The sequence below is a fragment of the Sutcliffiella rhizosphaerae genome, assembly GCF_917563925.1.
GTDB classification, from domain to species: domain Bacteria; phylum Bacillota; class Bacilli; order Bacillales; family Bacillaceae_I; genus Sutcliffiella_A; species Sutcliffiella_A rhizosphaerae.
The window spans coordinates 43,374-60,941 of the sequence record NZ_CAKJTJ010000013.1; the positions used below are offsets into that span (position 1 = coordinate 43,374).

A 17,568-nucleotide genomic window follows, 5' to 3' on the forward strand; every position below is an offset into this window, starting at 1 on the left:
TATTTTTATGTTAAATATGAAAGAAAAGCTGTAGCTATGCCAAAATAAATCATCAAAGATAGAATATCATTTAATGTTGTGATCAGTGGACCAGAAGCGATGGCAGGGTCGATGTTTAATTTATAGAGTATCAAGGGAATAATGGTGCCTGCCAATGTACCGATAATTAGAGTAATGAAAAGGGATGACCCTACAACAATCCCTAGTATCCAGTTGCCATCCTGCCATACATAGGCAATGATGGTAATGAGGATAGCACATGTTATTCCGATGGTGAGACCGACACGAAATTCACGAAATACGAGTTTGAACACAACTTTTTTATCGATTTCTTTGGAGATTAAACCACGAACAACTACCGCGAGCGATTGGGTACCTGTGTTACCGGTCATCCCTGCTATCATTGGCATAAAAAATGCGAGTGCCACTACAGCATCTAATGTTTCTTCAAATCCGCTTATAATACTTCCTGATATGAGTCCTATAAATAATAATAAGATTAACCATGGTAGTCGGCGTGCTGATGCTACAAGTGCCGGTGTTTCAAAATCAATATCCTTACCAGATGCAGAAAGCTTTTCAATATCCTCATTAGCTTCTTGAATAACAACGTCAATAACATCATCTACTGTAATGATCCCAATAAGTGTTTTATTATCATCCACTACCGGGATAGCTAAGAAGTCATATCGTTCAATGATATGAGCGACTTCTTCCTGATCTGTATCGACATGTACAGATATAACACGTGAAAACATAATGTCTTGTATTTTTTCAGTTGCATCTGCAAGAATTAAGTCACGATAAGAGACAACGCCAACAAGGCGCTTTTCTTCGTCAATTACATATAAATAGTTGATGGTTTCAGCGAGTTCAGCATAGGATTTTAATTTATCTACAACTTCCCTCACTGTATACTCCTGTGGAATCCACACATACCGGTTTGTCATCAAACGTCCGGCAGTTTCAGTTTCATATTTCATTAAACCTTGAACAGCTATAGATTCTTCTTTGTTCATCTTCTCAAGGAACCTAGCTTTAATTTCAGGATCCATTTCATCAAATAAGTCTGCAAGATCATCATTGTCCATCAGGTTCATAACCTTGGCTGACTTTTCCACCCCAATTTTTTGTAAAATCTCTAATTGGGTTTCTTGATTTAACTCCCCGATTAATGCAGTCAATTGGTCAATCGTTAAATAGGTAAGGAACCTTACTTTATGTTTTTCTGGGAGTTGTTGATAAATGATACCAGTATCATATGGTTGTAATTCTTCAATAATATCCTGGAATGCCTTACGTTTTCCTTCTTTAAGGAAATTAATAATATTTAATATTATTTGATCCTCAGTCATGTTATTTACCATGAGATTTTGCCTCCTTCTCTCTTTCTAAGGAGTACAAGGAATCATATTATTTTGTTACAAAAGACGTGGTAACAAAAATAAATATGTATTCACTTGCACTAAACTCCACGTTGTCCTCGGACTTGGACTACTATCCATTTTTGTTACCACCACCTGTTTTTTTATTACTTTCTCCATTAAAAAAGCACCTGTCATTATCCGAATGAAGGTGCATGAAGGCATAAAAATCCTTTATGATTTCCCTCATTCGTAGAGCTTTAGCACTGTGTGGCATAGGAAGAATTCCAGCTGCATTAAAAACCACCTTATCTCGATGGTTTCTGTTGACCCATTGGCGTCTTTAGACGTTTCTGGGCAGCAGCATATCTCCGGCACAGGAGCCTCACCTAACGAAGGTATGAGTATATTACAAGTAATACTCTACTAGGGAAAAACAGAATATGTCAACCTTAATTTATCTACTCTTTTTTTCTTCAATCGTCAAAGATTTCAATTGTTTCGTCTGTGGATTAAATGTAAGCGCTACAATTATCTGAAAGGATTTTTGACCTTCTTTAGCTAACAACTCAAATGTGTCAATAGCTTCTGTTTCGGAAACGTTTTTGCGTCCAAGATATTTATACTCCGAAATTTCTATTTGGTCATAATTTTCCTTTGCAACTTCAACCGCAATTTTACCCCATTTTTCATAATCCACTTCCCGTTTTATTTCTGCCACTGCTATATTACTTCCTGAGATGATAATAAAAACACTTAACAAACTTAATACCCATTTTTTCATTAAAAAAAACCTCCTTGTGCAGTTAATACAGTTATTCTGTCTCAAGGAATGGATAATCATTACTTTTCAATAAAGATTTTTTGATTCTACAGGAAGATAACAATCTTTATGGAGATACGACCAACATTTTCAATGAAGAAAAGTGCTTGTTCTGAGCAAAATAATAGCACTCCTTAACAAAAAGGAGGAGAGGATGCAGAATGAACTCAGTTGATTATGACCGTGCATTATATTACACACATCGGTCGGAATGGGATAACCTTCTCATATTAATGGTTCGTACAAAGGATGACTTTCTTTCCAAAAATATCGAGCATTTTCTTCACTCCTACAATTTTTCCAAGGACTATAAAGAAGTGGAGAAAAACTTGTATCAATTGCTTCGATATATTGATCATGCTGTAACAAAAAGTTCAGAAGAGCAACTGGGAGAAGTCAGCCATGGATATTTAGTATAAACGTTCTTACTAAAGCAGTGATTCAAGGTGGTTAACCATACCTTGAGTCGCTGTTTATAGGCGAAAGTGAGTCTCGTTCTGAAAAAAAGAGACCTTATAAGGCCTCTTCATTCTCATATAAATATTCTCGCATTTTCACATACATCACAAGCTCTTTATAAAGCCCATTAACTAATTCTGCGCTTTCCTTATTTAAGGAATCGTTATCGTAATCAAAGCAGTGTGGATCAAGAACAAGCTGTTTTGGGATAATATTGGCATAAACACCTCGACCCACAATACGCATATTATTTAGGGCATTAATGCCTCCCTTTCCTCCTCCTGCAACTGCTAATAATCCAACTGGCTTACTATGAAACTGCTCGCTGCTTAGATAATCAAGTGCATTTTTTAAGGAACCGCTCATTCCACTATGATATTCTGGTGTTAGCAAAATAATGGCATCTGCCTCCTTTGCCTTTGCACGTAAAGCTAATACATTATCCAGGTCTGATTGATAAGCTTCGCCGTTGTATAATGGAATATTCCCTTCACTTAAATCAATAACTTCCACACCATATTCCTTTGCCAAAAACCTTGCTGCTATTCCTGTTCTTCCACTTTTGCGGGGGCTTCCGCTTATTGCTAATATCTTCATTTATTTTTGCTCCTCCCGATTGGGTTTCTATTTTCAGTATAGCTTTTATGGATGATAAATAAATCGGAAGATATGGCTAACTTTACCTACGATAAATGAATCATTCTTTCCTAAGACTAAAGATGGAGATTAAGCGATTCCATTTTTGACAGCATAAAGGGCAGCCTGAGTTCGGTCTGCGAGCTCTAATTTTGCAAGTATATTGGAAACATGTGTTTTTACTGTTTTTTCTGTAATAAAAAGGGCTGCTGCTATCTCCTTGTTGCTTTTCCCCTTTGCTATTTCCGCAAGTACATCAAGCTCTCTTGGTGTTAATTCTTCATGAAGTCTATTTTTGCTTGTGTCTTTTGTAAAATGGGACATAACATGGGAGGTGACTTTCGGATGCAACTGACTTTCTCCTTTATACACAGCACGAATGGATTCCGCTAATTGATCTGGTTCAACATCTTTCAATTGATAGCCTGATGCTCCAGCTCGTATGGCAGGTATGACATGATCTTGATCAGAAAAACTTGTAAGAATTAACACTTTAGAAGAAGCACCTATTTCCATAATTTGTTTAGTGGCCTCAATACCGTTCAGTTCAGGCATGACTAAATCCATTAAAATGACATCTGGCTTCAGCTTAGCTGCCAGTTCCACTGCTTCTTTACCATTCTTTGCTTCTCCGACGATTTCTATATCTTTTTGAGTTTGAAGGAAAAAAAGTAGTCCTCTTCTTACAACATGATGGTCGTCAGCAATCACTACCTTAATCAATATTTTTCCTCCTTCGTAACTGGCATTTGAATACTTACAATGGTTCCTTTTCCAAGTTCACTTAATATAGTAAACGTTCCTTTTAAGGATTCTGTGCGTTCTTTCATACTTTTTAAGCCAAGTGATGGTATCACTTCACTTTGTTTAAAAGAAAAGCCGTTCCCATTATCCATAATTTCAAGCCTTACTTCATTATTCTTTACTTCCATATGGATACAAGCAGATTTTGTGCCTGAATGTTTTTTGCAATTATTAAGTGCCTCCTGGCCAATTCTCCATAGGCACTCTTCTATGTGATTGGGCAGATCGATGACCCCCTTAATTTCGGAATTAATCGTTAGTCCAAGGACTTTTCCATAATTAAGCAATGCACTGAGGACACCGTTTTCCAAACCCTCTGGTCGTAACTGCCATATAAGAGCTCTCATTTCACTTAATGCTTCTTGTGACAATTCTTGCATATAAGTTAACATTTCTAACATCTTTGGATCACTTGTTAATTCCTTCGTCCCTCTAGCAGTAAGCATTAAAGAAAAAAGAAGTTGATTGACAGAGTCATGTAAATCTCGTGCAAGTCTATTTCGCTCAGCTAAAACAGAAAGATGTTGCTCATTTTCTGATAGTCGAATTCTCTTAATTGCTGTTCCAATCTGAAATGCCACAGATTCTAATAGGGCAAGCTCCGTATCATCAAAATGAGTTTTATTAGGTGATGCAATATTCAATAACCCGAATTTTTCCTTTCCAGCTTTAAGTGGAATTGTCGCATGATGTGTAATATCGTTCGTATCACCCCACTCAAACTTTATGGCGTCTTCTATTCTTTTACAAGATATAATATTGGAAGCACGCTGGAGCCTGCCTTCTTTATAGCGGTCTATACACCAGCATCCCCCTTTACACATAGGGCTTTTGTTATCGCCCTTAAGTGCTTCTGGGAGATTATGATCAGCTGCAAGTGTATAGTTTTCTTTTTCATCAATAAGGAATATCCATCCGGTTGTAAGTCCGGTTACTTGAATCAATTTTTTTAGCACATCATCTAACACTGTAGACAAATCATTTGCCTGATTTAAGGATTCTGCAATAATCTTTAAAGCACGTAGTTCCTCAACCCTTTGTGTTTTATGCTCCATTTTGTTGAACCTCCTTCTCTTTTCGGATAATTATCATCTACTATCTTTCTATTGTATCAGAGAAAATCCCTTTCCTCGTTCGGAAATAGTCTGTCTTTTCTTGCGACTTTAGTCGTAGAAAAAGGCTGTTTTCGCAAATTTTGTTGCTTTTGCTAATTGATTAAGGAACTCATAAAATTCCTTATTGCCGAGCTCTTTTCCTACATAATAGTTTAATTTAAATGGCATGTTTTTAGAAACAAACAAATAAAAAGTCCAGAACTCGACTTTTTAATGGTTAGTAAAAGAAAAGAGCATAGAAAAAAGCCGCTTCCATCCCTATTATCTAATAACGATTGAAACGACATTTTAAAATTTATGCAATTGGGTATTGTTGAACAAGTGGATGAACGACAATTTCATCGACTAGCATATGCTTTGGTGCACTTGCCATATAGACCACTGCATCTGCAATATCTTCCCCTTTTAGCCAATCTTTTTTGTCTTCAATTCCCTGTTCCGAGTTATTGAAATAGCTATCCACCATTCCAGGGTTAATGGTTCCAACACGGATGCCATATTCACGAACCTCTTGGGCAAGAGAGCCACAAAAGCCTTGGACAGCATACTTGGTTGCAGTGTAAGCAGAACCATTCGCAATGGAATATCTACCAACATCAGAAGAAATGGTGATGATGGTACCAGCTTTATTCGATTTCATATGCGGTAAAACGGCTTTTGAACAGAGGAATACTCCTTGTACATTGACCTCAAATACCTTTCTCCATTCTTCCACGGATGTTTCTTCCACTAATTTAAAGAAACCTATGCCAGCATTATTGATTAGTACATCCACTTGACCGAAGGTACCAATAATAGAAGATACCATTTGGTTAACTGCTTTTTCATCAGCAACATCTACCTGAAAACCTTTTACATCTACAAACCCTTGTTCCTTTAGTTCTCTTTCTACCTTTAGGATTTCTTCGGAGCTCCCAACTAATGCAAGCTTCATACCTTGTTTAGCCAATTTATGAGCGATTGCCTTTCCTATTCCACGGGACGCACCCGTTACAATTGCAACTTGATTTTTTAACATATCGTTCTATCTTCCCTTCCTCAGTATATGGATTAGGCTGTTTTTACAAACTTTATTTGCCTTTGTGAATTTTATTAGAAATACTTTTCTGCTTATTTTTCTTTAAAGTAAAAAGTCTAGAAGCCGACTTTTAAGGATTAATTGCAACAATCTTTTTAGATAAGAGCCAATTTTAAAAAAAGAAATGGAAAGGCACTCTCTCCATGCCTTTCCAAACAGGTTATCCGACTGTGCTCATGCTATTCAATAACTTTTCTACTTTCAGCATTAAGGATTCTGAGATAGTCGCAAGCTTACCCTGACTCTTTTCTAAGGAATCGGATTGTGAACCGAAATAAAATTTAATTTTTGGTTCCGTCCCAGATGGCCGTACACATACCCATGTGCCATCTTCTAGGAAGTATTTTAATACATTGGATTTTGGTAGTTCGATGGGTTCCACTGTATTTGACTCTAGAATCAATTTTTCCTGTGTCGAGTAATCTTCTACCACTTTCACATCAAATCCGCCAATTTCACTTGGAGGAGTATTACGGAATGCCATCAGGAGGTTGGCAATTTGTTCTGCTCCTTCTTTCCCTTTTAGCGTTAAGGATTTCATCCCTTCTAAGTAGTAACCGTATTGATTATACAAATCGATAAGAGCCTCAAACATAGTCTTACCTTGCTTCTTATAGAAAGCACAAATCTCTACTGCCATAATACAAGCTTGAACAGCATCCTTATCTCTCGCAAAATCTGCGATTAAAGAACCATAGCTTTCTTCGTACCCGAATAGGAATGTATATTCACCTGTTTTTTCATATTCTTTTATTTTTTCTCCGATGAACTTAAAACCAGTCAACGTATCAACAGTTGTTACCCCAAAGCTTTCTGCAATTACTCGTCCAAATTCTGAGGTTACAATTGTTTTTAACATAATTCCATTGGTTGGTAGTGTCCCAGTCGCTTTTTTTTCTGCCAAAAGATAATGGAGGAAAAGCGCTCCTGTTTGGTTACCGGTTAACACTACGTACTCACCATCTGGATTTTTCACTGCTACTCCTAGTCGATCGGCATCTGGGTCTGTTGCAATTAATATGTCTGCATCTATTTTCTTTCCGTCACGTATGGCAAGCTCAAATGCTGCGTGCTCTTCCGGGTTTGGAGAAGCAACAGTTGAAAAGTTTGGGTCAGGCATTTCTTGCTCTTCTACTACGTATACCTGATTATATCCAAGCTGTTGAAGCCCTTCACGGACCGGCAAATTAGCAGTTCCATGCAAAGGTGTAAAAATAACCTTTACATCGTCTCCCATATCTTTACCAAGCTCTGGGTGAACACTAATGGTGGTCAAATGATTCAAGTACTCTTTGTCCACTTCTTCACCGATGATTTTAATAAGCCCTTGTTCTTTAAGTTCCTTTTCAGAGCGCACATGGATTTCTAGCTCATTCTCTATTTCATTCACTTTTGAAATTACTTGATCAGCTTCCAATAATGGCAGTTGACCACCATCTGGACCATAAACTTTGTATCCATTGTATTCCGGTGGGTTGTGACTTGCTGTGATGACAATCCCTGAATATGCTTGCAATTGACGAACTGCAAATGATAAAACTGGTGTTGGGCGAAGGCTTTCAAATACATAAGTCTGAATGCCATGACTTGCAAGCGTTTTAGCTGCTTCCATAGCAAATTCAGGTGATTTATGACGACAATCATAGGCAATTGCTACCCCTTTTTTTATCGCCTCTTCACCAAACGATTCTATGTACCGTGCTAAACCTTCCGAAGCCTTGCGCACGGTATATATATTCATACGGTTTGTTCCAGCTCCAATTTCACCACGCATACCACCTGTACCAAATTCTAAATCTTTATAAAAGCTTTCTTCTTTCGCTTTATCATCGGATTTCATTTCCTGGATAAGCTTATTCATTTCTTTATCTAAATTGGTATGAGACTCCCATAGATCATATTTCTTCAACCAGTCCATCTGTCTTTTCCTCCTTGCATATTTCAAGATACTGTTTCTTTTCTACTTTTTTATCCAGCTTCCTGCAAAAAAATTACGTCGATTTTTGACTAAGTACGCATACGTGAACGTTTTCACTGAATATTATACTAAAAAAGAAAAGGAATTGCTTGAGCAATTCCTGAAATCATTAAATCTTAAATGCTTTTAGAGTCTTGATGCTCATTATTTATTTCTTTTACGGCATCATTAAGGCGCTGTTCTAGCAACAATCGGTTCTTTTCCTTTTGTTCACTACTCCAAACTAATTCACTAGTCATTATGTGAAGAACTTTTTCTTTCCACTTTTCCACCCATTCAATATGGAAAAATAGCGCACCTGTCCGTCGAATAAAGAAGTCATTTATTGTAGCAGCCATTTCTTCTCGGATTGCATAAAGTACCTGCACATAGACATCAAGTGGTACTCCAAGCTTTACTGCTTTCTCTTCGTTTTCCTTGCCTAACTTAAAAAGCTTCACTACATTAGAGCCATACATGGATGCTAATTTTTGTGCTTGATTATTAGTAAACCCACTGTTCATTCCTTCCTTTACTTGGTGATGAAGAAAAGATTGAAAATTTTTAGAACCACCAACATCTCCACCTGAAATAGGCATGTTTTTTGTTTTAGAACCCCCATAATTTTTTCCTGATTCTTTTACTAATTGATTATTAATTAAATTCACGACCATCTCCGCCATTTTCCGATATCCTGTTAATTTTCCGCCGGCAATCGTTATTAATCCTGACTCAGAAACCCACACTTCATCTTTTCTCGATATTTCAGAAGCTGACTTTCCTTCCTCGAATATTAGCGGTCGCAATCCAGTCCAGCTTGACTCAATGTCAGCTTCCTTAATAGTTAAAGAAGGAAACATATAGGCAACAGCACCCAGCACATATTCTTTATCCTCTTTTGTCATGCGAGGGTTCTCCATATCGTCCTTATACACTGTATCGGTTGTGCCTACATAAGTCTTTCCATCACGAGGAATGGCAAAAATCATCCGTTTATCTTCTGTATCAAAATAAATAGCTTGTTTTAATGGGAACTTACTTTGATCAAATACTAAGTGAATTCCTTTCGTTAGTTGCAGATGCTTTCCTTTTTTGGATCCATCCATTTCTCTCAAGCTATCAACCCATGGTCCAGCAGCATTTACTATTTTTTTTGCGTATATGTAATGCCCTTTCTCTGTTAGCTGATCAACTACTTTTACACCTATTACTTTGTTATTCTCGTATAGAAGCTCCTCTACTTTGACATAATTGACAGCTTCAGCTCCGTGCTTTACCGCTTCTTTTAAGACTTCAATCGTTAAACGCGCATCGTCTGTCCGATACTCCACATATAAACCGCCACCTTTAAGGCCTCTTCTGTTCAATAATGGTTCCCTTTGTAAAGTTTCTTCTGCATTTAACATTTTGCGCCGTTCTGATTTCTTCACATTAGCCAAAAAATCATACACCCTTAACCCTAAAGAAGTGGAGAGCTTTCCAAAAGTGCCTCCTTTTTGAATGGGAAGAAGCATCCACTCGGGTGTAGTAACATGCGGCCCATTTTCATAGACAATTGCCCGTTCTTTTCCTACCTCTGCAACCATCTTTACTTCTAATTGTTTTAAATAACGGAGTCCACCATGTACTAGTTTGGTAGAACGGCTAGACGTTCCTGCTGCAAAATCCTGCATCTCCACTACAGCTGTTTTCATTCCACGGGTTGCAGCATCAAGAGCTATACCACTTCCTGTAATACCTCCACCAATAACTAATACATCATACGTTTCCTCTGTCATTTTTTCTAAAATAAGGCTTCTGTTATAGCTTGCAAATGCTATCTTTTTCATTGGATGTGCCTCCAATCAATTTTTATATTTCTCATTGTGGCTATTTTAACTTTTAGTCATAATTGGAGATTTCCAGAGATATCAAAGCAATTGTTTTCTTCCTTTTATATACAAAAAGAGACCACTAGAAACATAACGAAGCACAAATGCTTTGTCTATGTTCTGTGGTCTCTCCTAATCTCCAACCGAATTATTAACTTATTATAAGTATATCATATGCGGCTATTACTTAAAAGCCATTGCTGCATGTACAGCCTTTTTCCAGCCAGAATATAGTTCCTGTTGTTTTACCTCGTCCATATGCGCTTCAAAGCTTGCTTCCATTTGCCATTGGGAAGAGATTTCTTCTTTATCCTTCCAATAACCTACTGCAAGACCAGCCAAATAAGCAGCCCCAAGTGCAGTTGTCTCGTTAATAGAAGGTCGTTCAACACTAACTCGGAGCATATCACTTTGAAATTGTATCAGGAAATTATTTCTCACAGCTCCACCATCTACACGGAGTGTTTTTAACGTTATCCCTGAATCCTGTTCCATTGCAGTTAATACATCTTTAGTTTGGTAAGCGAGAGATTCTAATGTTGCACGAATAAAATGCTCTTTAGACGTACCTCTTGTCAAACCGAACACAGCTCCTCTTACTTCACTATCCCAATATGGGGTTCCTAAACCAACAAATGCTGGAACCAAATAAACACCATCTGATGAATCAACTCTCGCTGCGTACTCTTCACTTTGGCTAGCGTCCTTAAACATTCTTAAGCCGTCTCTTAGCCATTGAATTGCGGATCCAGCAACGAAAATACTCCCTTCAAGTGCATAGGTTACCTGACCGTCCATCCCCCATGCAATGGTGGTTAACAAACCATTCTTCGATTGAATCGGCTTCTCTCCTGTATTCATTAACATAAAACAGCCGGTTCCATATGTATTTTTAGCCATTCCCTTTTTATAACAAGCTTGGCCAAAGAGTGCAGCCTGTTGATCTCCAGCAGCACCAGCTATCGGTATCTCGTGCCCAAAGAAATGATAATCCACTGTTTTTGCATACACCTCAGACGATTGCTTTACTTCAGGTAGCATACTTGCAGGTACTTGTAGAATGTTTAACAGTTCTTCATCCCACTTCAGCTCGTGAATATTATACATTAACGTCCTGGATGCATTTGAATAATCTGTTACGTGTGCCTTTCCACCAGATAGCTTCCAAATTAACCACGTATCAATCGTTCCGAAAAGAAGCTCACCATTCTCTGCTTTTTGTCGTGCTCCTTCTACATGGTCAAGTATCCATTTTACTTTTGTTCCTGAAAAATAGGCGTCTATAAGCAAACCCGTCTTATTACGAAAAGTATCTTCAAATCCCGCTGCCTTCAAGTCCTCACATATAGAAGAAGTTTGTCGTGACTGCCACACGATGGCATGATGTATTGGTTGCCCTGTTGCTTTATCCCATACTACGGTAGTTTCACGTTGGTTTGTTATACCGATTCCTGCTACTTGCTCCGGTTTCACACCAGATTCAGAAAGGCAAGATGCTATCACAGCAAGGATTGAACCCCATATTTCATTGGCATTGTGCTCCACCCATCCTGATTTAGGAAAATATTGCTTGAATTCCTTTTGTGCGATATGAACTGGTTCGCCTTTTTTGTTAAAAAGTATGGCACGTGAACTAGTCGTCCCTTGATCCAAAGAAAGGATATACATCTCCATCCTCATCACTCCTTTTCGTATTATTTCGAGTAATGCACCCAAAGTTCCTGCTTGGATGTTGTGACAGCTGTTGCCCCTGCATCAATAGCTTTTTTCACGTCATCAACAGAACGAATCAACCCTCCAGCTAAAATAGGTATGCCCGTTTTTTCGTTTACTTCCCTTATCAAATGGGGGACAACTCCGGGGAGTACTTCAATAAAATCTGGTTGAACTTTTTCAATTAACTGATAGCTTTTCTCTAATGCATTGGAATCAAGTAAAAAAAGCCTTTGAATTGCATACACTCCTCTTTGCTTAGCTTTTGCAATAATAGCTGCCCTAGTGGAAATGAGGCCATCCGGCTTCCAAAACTGAAAAAGGAATTCTGCAGCATGTTCATCATTCTTTAAGCCAGAAATAAGGTCCACATGCACAAACAGCTTTTTCCCTGACTTCTTTGCTGCTCGGAAAAAGCCTGGTAGCTGAGACAAAGTGCTATCTAAAATAACCCCATATTCATATGAACTATTCAAAAATTCTTCCAATGTTTTACCGTTTTTTATTGCTGGAAGGATTGTTTGATTTTGAAAGCTCATCATGTGCGCCCCCCTTTATGAACAGCTCTTTTTTAATTGAATGTCAGTTTTTGAAAGTTTACCTTCACTCTTATTAAATACCTATAATATCAACCAAAACAAAATTGGAAGTGTTATTATGGAAAGCAGTGTACTAACTAAAGTGGCACTTGAAACAAAATCTGGCTCTGTATTAAATTCTAGTGCATACATCGTAGTATTTGCAGCTGCAGGCATTGCCGCCATAATGATCATTAATTGCTTTACTAATAGGTCTACTGGCAAGATAAGGGTAAATAAGAATGCAATAATTGGCGATACGATCAGCTTAATCGATAAAGCATATCCTAGCTTTTCTTTTGCAGTATTCCTTATGGAAATTTTAGCTAATTGCATACCGAGAATGACCATGATAACTGGAATCGTTGCATCTGCAACAAGGTTCACGGCCTGCATAATGGAATCGGATATTTGGATAGACAGTAATTGGAAGAAAAGTCCTATAACAGCTCCATACATAATTGGCATTTTAACGACGGATAATAACGCCGAGCGAACACCATCATTATCAGGACTTCCTTTTGCTGCATAATAGACCCCCACCGTGGCCATCAAAAGCGATTGAAAAACCATTAGGACAACCGCATATTCGAATCCAGCGGCACCAAATAATAAAAGCGCAACTGGTGTTCCATAATTCCCATTGTTCATAAAGCTTGATGATAAGATTAGTCCACATGTCTCTGATTTGTTAAACTTTCTAATCCAAGCTACACAATAGGTAACTAGAATAAGAGAAAAACAAAGTAGAAAACAATATAAAATAATATAAAAATGCTCACTCGTAAACTCGTTCACATAAAATGTACGAAATACGAGAACCGGTGATAATAAGTACATCGCCATTTTCGAAAGTGCTTTCACATCAAATCCAAGCATTTTCTGACCAATAAAGCCAATCGCAAAAATTAAAAACACCGGTAAAATGACTTGTAAAAATATCAAAATTCTCTCCTCGAATCCTTATGTATTTCTTGCATGCAATCTATATTACTCCTATACTACCAAAACTTTTCAAAAGAATCTCCTGTTCTGTTTTCATTATTGCATTTAGCTATATTCTTGGAGTATGATATTAGTAATCATTTTTATATCCGATTGAATAGGTGGGGATAATATCTCTATGAAAAATCATACCGTACCAAAGCCGTTAGTTACCTTCAACCAATGGTTTATCCTAATTTCAGTTATACTTTCCTTATTGACAGGGGTTTATTGGATTATGTCACTTCCTTTATTGGCAGGGTTGTCGGGACTCCTTTTTAAGTGGAATCCTGTGCTTCAAGTTGCCCGAACATTTCTTAAAAAACCCTCAAGTTCATACCCTCAGGAAGAATTAGCACAGCTACATTTCAACCAGACCATTGCTGTAACGTGTTTGGCACTTTCCCTCATTGGTTTTTATGCTGGAAATTTAGCTGTGGGATATGCATTTGCTTTAATGGTAGGTATTGCATCTAGTGTGGCACTTATGGGATTTTGTATCGGCTGTTTTCTCCGTTTTCAATGGCAGCAATATAAATACCGCAGAGCTAAGGGATGAACCGATTTTTGGGGTTTATCCTTTTTTTAAACCTTCCACCTTGTTCTCAATCAATTGACTTTTCCCAACAATAAAAAAGCGATCAAAAAAGATCGCTTCAGACTGTTGACAAACCCAAATTATTTTTAGATTTGTATTTAACTGTTGATCTTCGTTGCAGACGCTTCGCTTTCCGCGGGCGGTCCGGGAACCTCCTCGGGCTTGCGCCCTGCGGGGTTTCCCATGTCCCTTCCTCCCGCAGGAGTCTTCGCGTCTTTCACTACGATCAACATAGGAATCGCGTTAACATAAGAAAAGTACCTTTGTCTACACACTGAGACGATCAAAAAAGATCGCTTTTCCTAAGATGTTACTTTTTATATTTTATTTCATACACATCCCTGCGGCGGTCTTTAAGCTGACGTACCGTTCCTGATTGACGTTGGCGGCGGAGGATTTCCAGATCTACGTCACCAATAATCACCATTTCGATATTTGGGTTACATTCCCCTACAATCCCGTCTCTGGCAAATTCAAAGTCAGACGGGGCAAATATTGCCGATTGTGCGTATTGAATATCCATGTTTTCTACTTGTGACAGGTTCCCACACGTACCTGCAATGACAGTATAAATTTGGTTTTCTACAGCGCGTGCCTGAGCACAGTAGCGGACACGTAAGTAGCCTTGTCGATCTTCAGTATTGAATGGGCAGAAGATAATGTTTGCTCCTTTTTCGGTTGCTATTCGCGCTAACTCAGGGAATTCAATGTCATAACATATTTGAATTGCTATTTTTCCACAATCTGTATCGAAGACTCTTACACTTTCTCCTCTACTAATCCCCCACCATTTCCGTTCATTTGGTGTGATATGAATTTTATATTGTTTCTCAATCGTCCCATCACGGCGGAATAAATATGCAATATTAAAGACTTTTTCATCTTCCTCTACAAAATGTGATCCACCAATGATATTGACATTGTATTTTACTGCAAGATCTGTAAACAATTGAATATACTGTTCGGTAAATTCGGTTAATCGTTGAACTGCTTTGCTAGGTACTTTTTCATGTAGGAAACTCATCAATTGTGTTGTGAATATCTCTGGGAATACCGCAAAGTCTGCCCCTGCATCTGAGGCAACATCCGTATAATACTCCACCTGGTTTGCAAACTCATCAAAAGAGTTGATTGATTTCATCATGTATTGAACAACACAAATTCGAACTGGGAACGACGTTTTAAAATGGCGCTTTGTCTGTGGAATGTATTCAACATTATTCCATTCCATTAACGTTGCATATTTATTGGAAGCAACATCATCCGGCAAATAACCTGGATTAATACGCATTAGTGTAAATTCATTCAGTAATTGAAAGGAAAGAACTGGATCATAAATCTTATGCCGCATAACATGACGAACATATTCACGCGGGGACATTTCATCTGCATATTTATGATAAAATGGGATCCTTCCCCCAATAATAATACTCTTTAAATTCAGTCTTCTTGCTAAGTCTTTTCGCGCCTCATACAAACGATGGCCAACCTTCATTCTGCGGTATTCAGGATGCACCATTACTTCAATTCCATATAAATTATAGCCATCTGGATTATGGTTTGTAATATATCCCTCATCGGTAATATCGTCCCATGTATGGCGATCATCATACTCATCAAAATTAATAAGTAAGCTTGAGCAAGAGCCGATAATTTGCCCATCATACTCCGCACATAATTGACCGTCAGGGAACATATTCAAATGACTTTCCAAATGTTCTCTTTTCCATGGTTCCATCCCAGGAAAACACAAATGTTGAAGAGCTATGATATCATCTATATCTTTCATTTCTATATTTCGGATAATCATTCTTTTTTCAAATTTAGATAAATCAATCTTTGACATGCCCTCAACTCCTGAACTTATGTAGACTTTCTAGTGTAACTGATCAGTTTAATGATTAGTCCAATATTACTTATTCCCCAATATTATCATACCAAAACTTGTGACTTTTCATGATTGAAGTAAGCATTGAAAGACAAAAAATGTTCACAATATCTATAAAGGAATAACTTTGCAAAGCAAGTAAGTTAGGACTATAATTTTAAGGAAAGTATCTTGAATTCAAGAGAGGTGAATATGAGTGGATAATTCCAAAAAAGTCGAGAATCTTTTACTGTTAGCGACAATAGTTGCACTTGTCGCCACACTTGGAAGCCTATTTTTCTCTGAAGTTATGCTGTTTATACCATGTAATTTATGCTGGTATCAACGAATATTAATGTATCCGCTTGTAGTGATACTTGGAATTGCAGCCATCAAGAAAGATGCATCTATTTCCACGTACGTATTGCCTCTTTCCATTATCGGTGGAACGATTTCTTTTTACCATTATCTCGTACAAAAGGTTAACTTTTTTGGAGAAGCATCCATAGGTTGTGGAGTTGTTCCATGTAATGGCCAATATATTAATTGGCTAGGGTTTATTACCATCCCGTTTTTAGCACTTATTGCCTTTACTCTAATCACTATCATTATGTTTTATGTAAGAAAAATTGAAAAGAAAGCAGGGAAATAACGATGAAAAAGCTCTTAGTCATAGTCGGAGTCATTACAGCAATCTTTATTGCATTAGTTGTCGTCACAAATATACAACAAACACAAAATGCTGAAGGTAATCCTTTCGGCAAAAGCAAACTTCATCCTGAAACAGTAAAGCAACTAGAAGACCCTCTATATCAAAACGTTATTACTCCTGACCAATTAGAAGAAGAACTGGATGCAGGAGAAACAAAAACCATTTATTTCTACAGCTCTACATGTCCAGCATGTAAACAAACGAGTCCAGTAGTTGTACCAATGGCAGAAGATATGGGAATTGATCTTCAAATGTACAACCTGCAAGAGTTTCAAGAGGGCTGGGATGTCTATAATATTGAATCGACACCTACCTTCATCCATTTCGAAAATGGACAGGAAGTGGATCGTTTAGTAAATTACCATAAAGACCATACAGTTTTTTCTGACTGGTTTGAAAGTGTAAATGAATAACTAGGTTCTTTAGACTTTTAGCAGTGTATGGCGATTTTCTTAAATAAGCTAAGCCTATTGCGGAGATAAACAGCGTCGTTTTATTAAGGAATCTTCCGAAAAATAAAAGGGACTGCCAGATGAAAGTATTCACTTTCTGGTCAGACCCTTTTTTTGTTACACTAGGTATTGATTAGAAGCACGCATAAACTTACTAAAAAAGCTTCCAGTCATGTCTCTTTGCTTAAATTGATTCAGTGCATATGGAAAGGTAAATCCAAAGTCTATTAACATGTTTACATTACGCTTAAATAACTCAATATGCTTATTTCTAATTTCTTCTTTTTGTACCGTTTCAATGACAGCTATAATTGTCTGCAAGCTAGAAATAATTTGAAATGCTTCTTTTAACGTTCCATTATAGTTGGAAAAGATATCATATACAGTGCCTGTGTGAAGGGTAACTTCTATCTCTTGATCTGTGAAATGAAATGGTAAAATATTTGTCAGGAGGTGCTGTATCAGTTCACAGATATGATCCTCCTGTTCTGGAGTTGATGCATGTACTACTTTCACGTATGAAACCCACCTTTTTATCTTCAATATATGAAAAGAGT

Annotated in this window: 17 protein-coding genes and 1 riboswitch; of the genes, 4 read left to right on the top strand and 13 right to left on the bottom strand. The window is 37.6% G+C overall.

What is annotated here, in order from left to right; genetic code table 11:
- Nucleotides 1-5 precede the first annotated feature (5 nt).
- The gene (gene mgtE / locus LRP81_RS12650; protein ID WP_230501645.1) at nucleotides 6-1,367 is read right to left on the bottom strand and encodes a magnesium transporter; all 1,362 of its coding nucleotides are present in this window, start codon (nucleotides 1,365-1,367) and stop codon (nucleotides 6-8) included.
- Nucleotides 1,368-1,602: 235 nt separating this feature from the next.
- Nucleotides 1,603-1,768: riboswitch (M-box (ykoK) riboswitch) on the bottom strand.
- A 53-nt stretch (nucleotides 1,769-1,821) separates the two neighbouring features.
- Entirely contained in the window at nucleotides 1,822-2,148 is a 327-nt protein-coding gene (locus LRP81_RS12655; RefSeq protein ID WP_230501646.1) for a DUF3889 domain-containing protein, read from the bottom strand.
- A gap of 200 nt (nucleotides 2,149-2,348) precedes the next feature.
- Between LRP81_RS12655 and LRP81_RS12660 the strand changes: the two genes are divergently transcribed.
- On the top strand, nucleotides 2,349-2,606 hold the full coding sequence (locus tag LRP81_RS12660) for a YhdB family protein (protein WP_230501647.1): 258 nt from the start codon (nucleotides 2,349-2,351) through the stop codon (nucleotides 2,604-2,606).
- Between the two features lie 94 nt (nucleotides 2,607-2,700).
- Here LRP81_RS12660 and LRP81_RS12665 read toward each other — a convergent pair whose 3' ends face one another.
- From LRP81_RS12665 to LRP81_RS12705, 9 genes are all read right to left on the bottom strand, one after another.
- Nucleotides 2,701-3,243, bottom strand: a complete 543-nt coding sequence (locus tag LRP81_RS12665; protein ID WP_230501648.1) for an NADPH-dependent FMN reductase — start codon at nucleotides 3,241-3,243, stop codon at nucleotides 2,701-2,703.
- A 129-nt stretch (nucleotides 3,244-3,372) separates the two neighbouring features.
- Nucleotides 3,373-4,008: a response regulator gene (locus tag LRP81_RS12670; protein ID WP_230501742.1), complete on the bottom strand. Its 636-nt coding sequence runs from the start codon at nucleotides 4,006-4,008 to the stop codon at nucleotides 3,373-3,375.
- Entirely contained in the window at nucleotides 4,002-5,141 is a 1,140-nt protein-coding gene (locus LRP81_RS12675) for a GAF domain-containing sensor histidine kinase (protein ID WP_230501649.1), read from the bottom strand. Before LRP81_RS12675 ends, LRP81_RS12670 begins: the two co-directional genes overlap by 7 nt.
- 355 nt (nucleotides 5,142-5,496) lie before the next feature.
- The gene (locus tag LRP81_RS12680) at nucleotides 5,497-6,219 is read right to left on the bottom strand and encodes an SDR family oxidoreductase (RefSeq protein WP_230501650.1); all 723 of its coding nucleotides are present in this window, start codon (nucleotides 6,217-6,219) and stop codon (nucleotides 5,497-5,499) included.
- Nucleotides 6,220-6,439: 220 nt separating this feature from the next.
- Complete coding sequence (locus LRP81_RS12685; RefSeq protein WP_230501651.1) at nucleotides 6,440-8,197, bottom strand: phospho-sugar mutase; 1,758 nt, start codon at nucleotides 8,195-8,197, stop codon at nucleotides 6,440-6,442.
- 176 nt (nucleotides 8,198-8,373) lie between these two features.
- Nucleotides 8,374-10,065 (bottom strand): glycerol-3-phosphate dehydrogenase/oxidase, encoded by a 1,692-nt coding sequence (locus tag LRP81_RS12690; RefSeq protein ID WP_230501652.1) that lies wholly within the window; start codon nucleotides 10,063-10,065, stop codon nucleotides 8,374-8,376.
- 225 nt (nucleotides 10,066-10,290) lie between these two features.
- A complete protein-coding gene (gene glpK / locus LRP81_RS12695; protein WP_230501654.1) occupies nucleotides 10,291-11,781 on the bottom strand; it encodes a glycerol kinase GlpK in 1,491 nt (496 codons plus the stop codon).
- 20 nt (nucleotides 11,782-11,801) lie between these two features.
- Nucleotides 11,802-12,359: a glycerol-3-phosphate responsive antiterminator gene (locus LRP81_RS12700; RefSeq protein WP_317987070.1), complete on the bottom strand. Its 558-nt coding sequence runs from the start codon at nucleotides 12,357-12,359 to the stop codon at nucleotides 11,802-11,804.
- 81 nt (nucleotides 12,360-12,440) lie between these two features.
- A complete protein-coding gene (locus tag LRP81_RS12705; RefSeq protein WP_230501659.1) occupies nucleotides 12,441-13,343 on the bottom strand; it encodes an AEC family transporter in 903 nt (300 codons plus the stop codon).
- Nucleotides 13,344-13,521: 178 nt separating this feature from the next.
- On the opposite strand from LRP81_RS12705, the gene LRP81_RS12710 reads away from it, so the two are divergent.
- Nucleotides 13,522-13,941 (top strand): DUF4395 domain-containing protein, encoded by a 420-nt coding sequence (locus LRP81_RS12710; protein WP_230501662.1) that lies wholly within the window; start codon nucleotides 13,522-13,524, stop codon nucleotides 13,939-13,941.
- A 349-nt stretch (nucleotides 13,942-14,290) separates the two neighbouring features.
- Here the strand turns inward: LRP81_RS12710 and LRP81_RS12715 are convergent, their stop codons facing one another.
- On the bottom strand, nucleotides 14,291-15,826 hold the full coding sequence (locus LRP81_RS12715) for a carbon-nitrogen hydrolase family protein (RefSeq protein WP_230501664.1): 1,536 nt from the start codon (nucleotides 15,824-15,826) through the stop codon (nucleotides 14,291-14,293).
- A 238-nt stretch (nucleotides 15,827-16,064) separates the two neighbouring features.
- Between LRP81_RS12715 and LRP81_RS12720 the strand changes: the two genes are divergently transcribed.
- Nucleotides 16,065-16,499, top strand: coding sequence for a disulfide oxidoreductase (locus tag LRP81_RS12720; RefSeq protein WP_230501666.1), 435 nt, complete (start codon nucleotides 16,065-16,067; stop codon nucleotides 16,497-16,499).
- Nucleotides 16,500-16,501: 2 nt separating this feature from the next.
- Entirely contained in the window at nucleotides 16,502-16,972 is a 471-nt protein-coding gene (locus LRP81_RS12725) for a thioredoxin family protein (RefSeq protein WP_230501668.1), read from the top strand.
- Between the two features lie 156 nt (nucleotides 16,973-17,128).
- Here LRP81_RS12725 and LRP81_RS12730 read toward each other — a convergent pair whose 3' ends face one another.
- The gene (locus LRP81_RS12730; RefSeq protein ID WP_230501670.1) at nucleotides 17,129-17,527 is read right to left on the bottom strand and encodes a DUF5365 family protein; all 399 of its coding nucleotides are present in this window, start codon (nucleotides 17,525-17,527) and stop codon (nucleotides 17,129-17,131) included.
- Nucleotides 17,528-17,568 lie beyond the last annotated feature (41 nt).

Coding starts and splice junctions, on each gene's coding strand:
- LRP81_RS12655 (WP_230501646.1), bottom strand. CDS start 2,148: ATGAAAAAATGGGTATTAAGTTTGTTAAGTGTTTTTATTATCATCTCA.
- LRP81_RS12665 (WP_230501648.1), bottom strand. CDS start 3,243: ATGAAGATATTAGCAATAAGCGGAAGCCCCCGCAAAAGTGGAAGAACA.
- LRP81_RS12675 (WP_230501649.1), bottom strand. CDS start 5,141: ATGGAGCATAAAACACAAAGGGTTGAGGAACTACGTGCTTTAAAGATT.
- LRP81_RS12725 (WP_230501668.1), top strand. CDS start 16,502: ATGAAAAAGCTCTTAGTCATAGTCGGAGTCATTACAGCAATCTTTATT.
- LRP81_RS12660 (WP_230501647.1), top strand. CDS start 2,349: ATGAACTCAGTTGATTATGACCGTGCATTATATTACACACATCGGTCG.
- LRP81_RS12685 (WP_230501651.1), bottom strand. CDS start 8,197: ATGGACTGGTTGAAGAAATATGATCTATGGGAGTCTCATACCAATTTA.
- LRP81_RS12700 (WP_317987070.1), bottom strand. CDS start 12,359: ATGAGCTTTCAAAATCAAACAATCCTTCCAGCAATAAAAAACGGTAAA.
- glpK (WP_230501654.1), bottom strand. CDS start 11,781: ATGGAGATGTATATCCTTTCTTTGGATCAAGGGACGACTAGTTCACGT.
- LRP81_RS12715 (WP_230501664.1), bottom strand. CDS start 15,826: ATGTCAAAGATTGATTTATCTAAATTTGAAAAAAGAATGATTATCCGA.
- LRP81_RS12680 (WP_230501650.1), bottom strand. CDS start 6,219: ATGTTAAAAAATCAAGTTGCAATTGTAACGGGTGCGTCCCGTGGAATA.
- LRP81_RS12710 (WP_230501662.1), top strand. CDS start 13,522: ATGAAAAATCATACCGTACCAAAGCCGTTAGTTACCTTCAACCAATGG.
- LRP81_RS12690 (WP_230501652.1), bottom strand. CDS start 10,065: ATGAAAAAGATAGCATTTGCAAGCTATAACAGAAGCCTTATTTTAGAA.
- mgtE (WP_230501645.1), bottom strand. CDS start 1,367: ATGGTAAATAACATGACTGAGGATCAAATAATATTAAATATTATTAAT.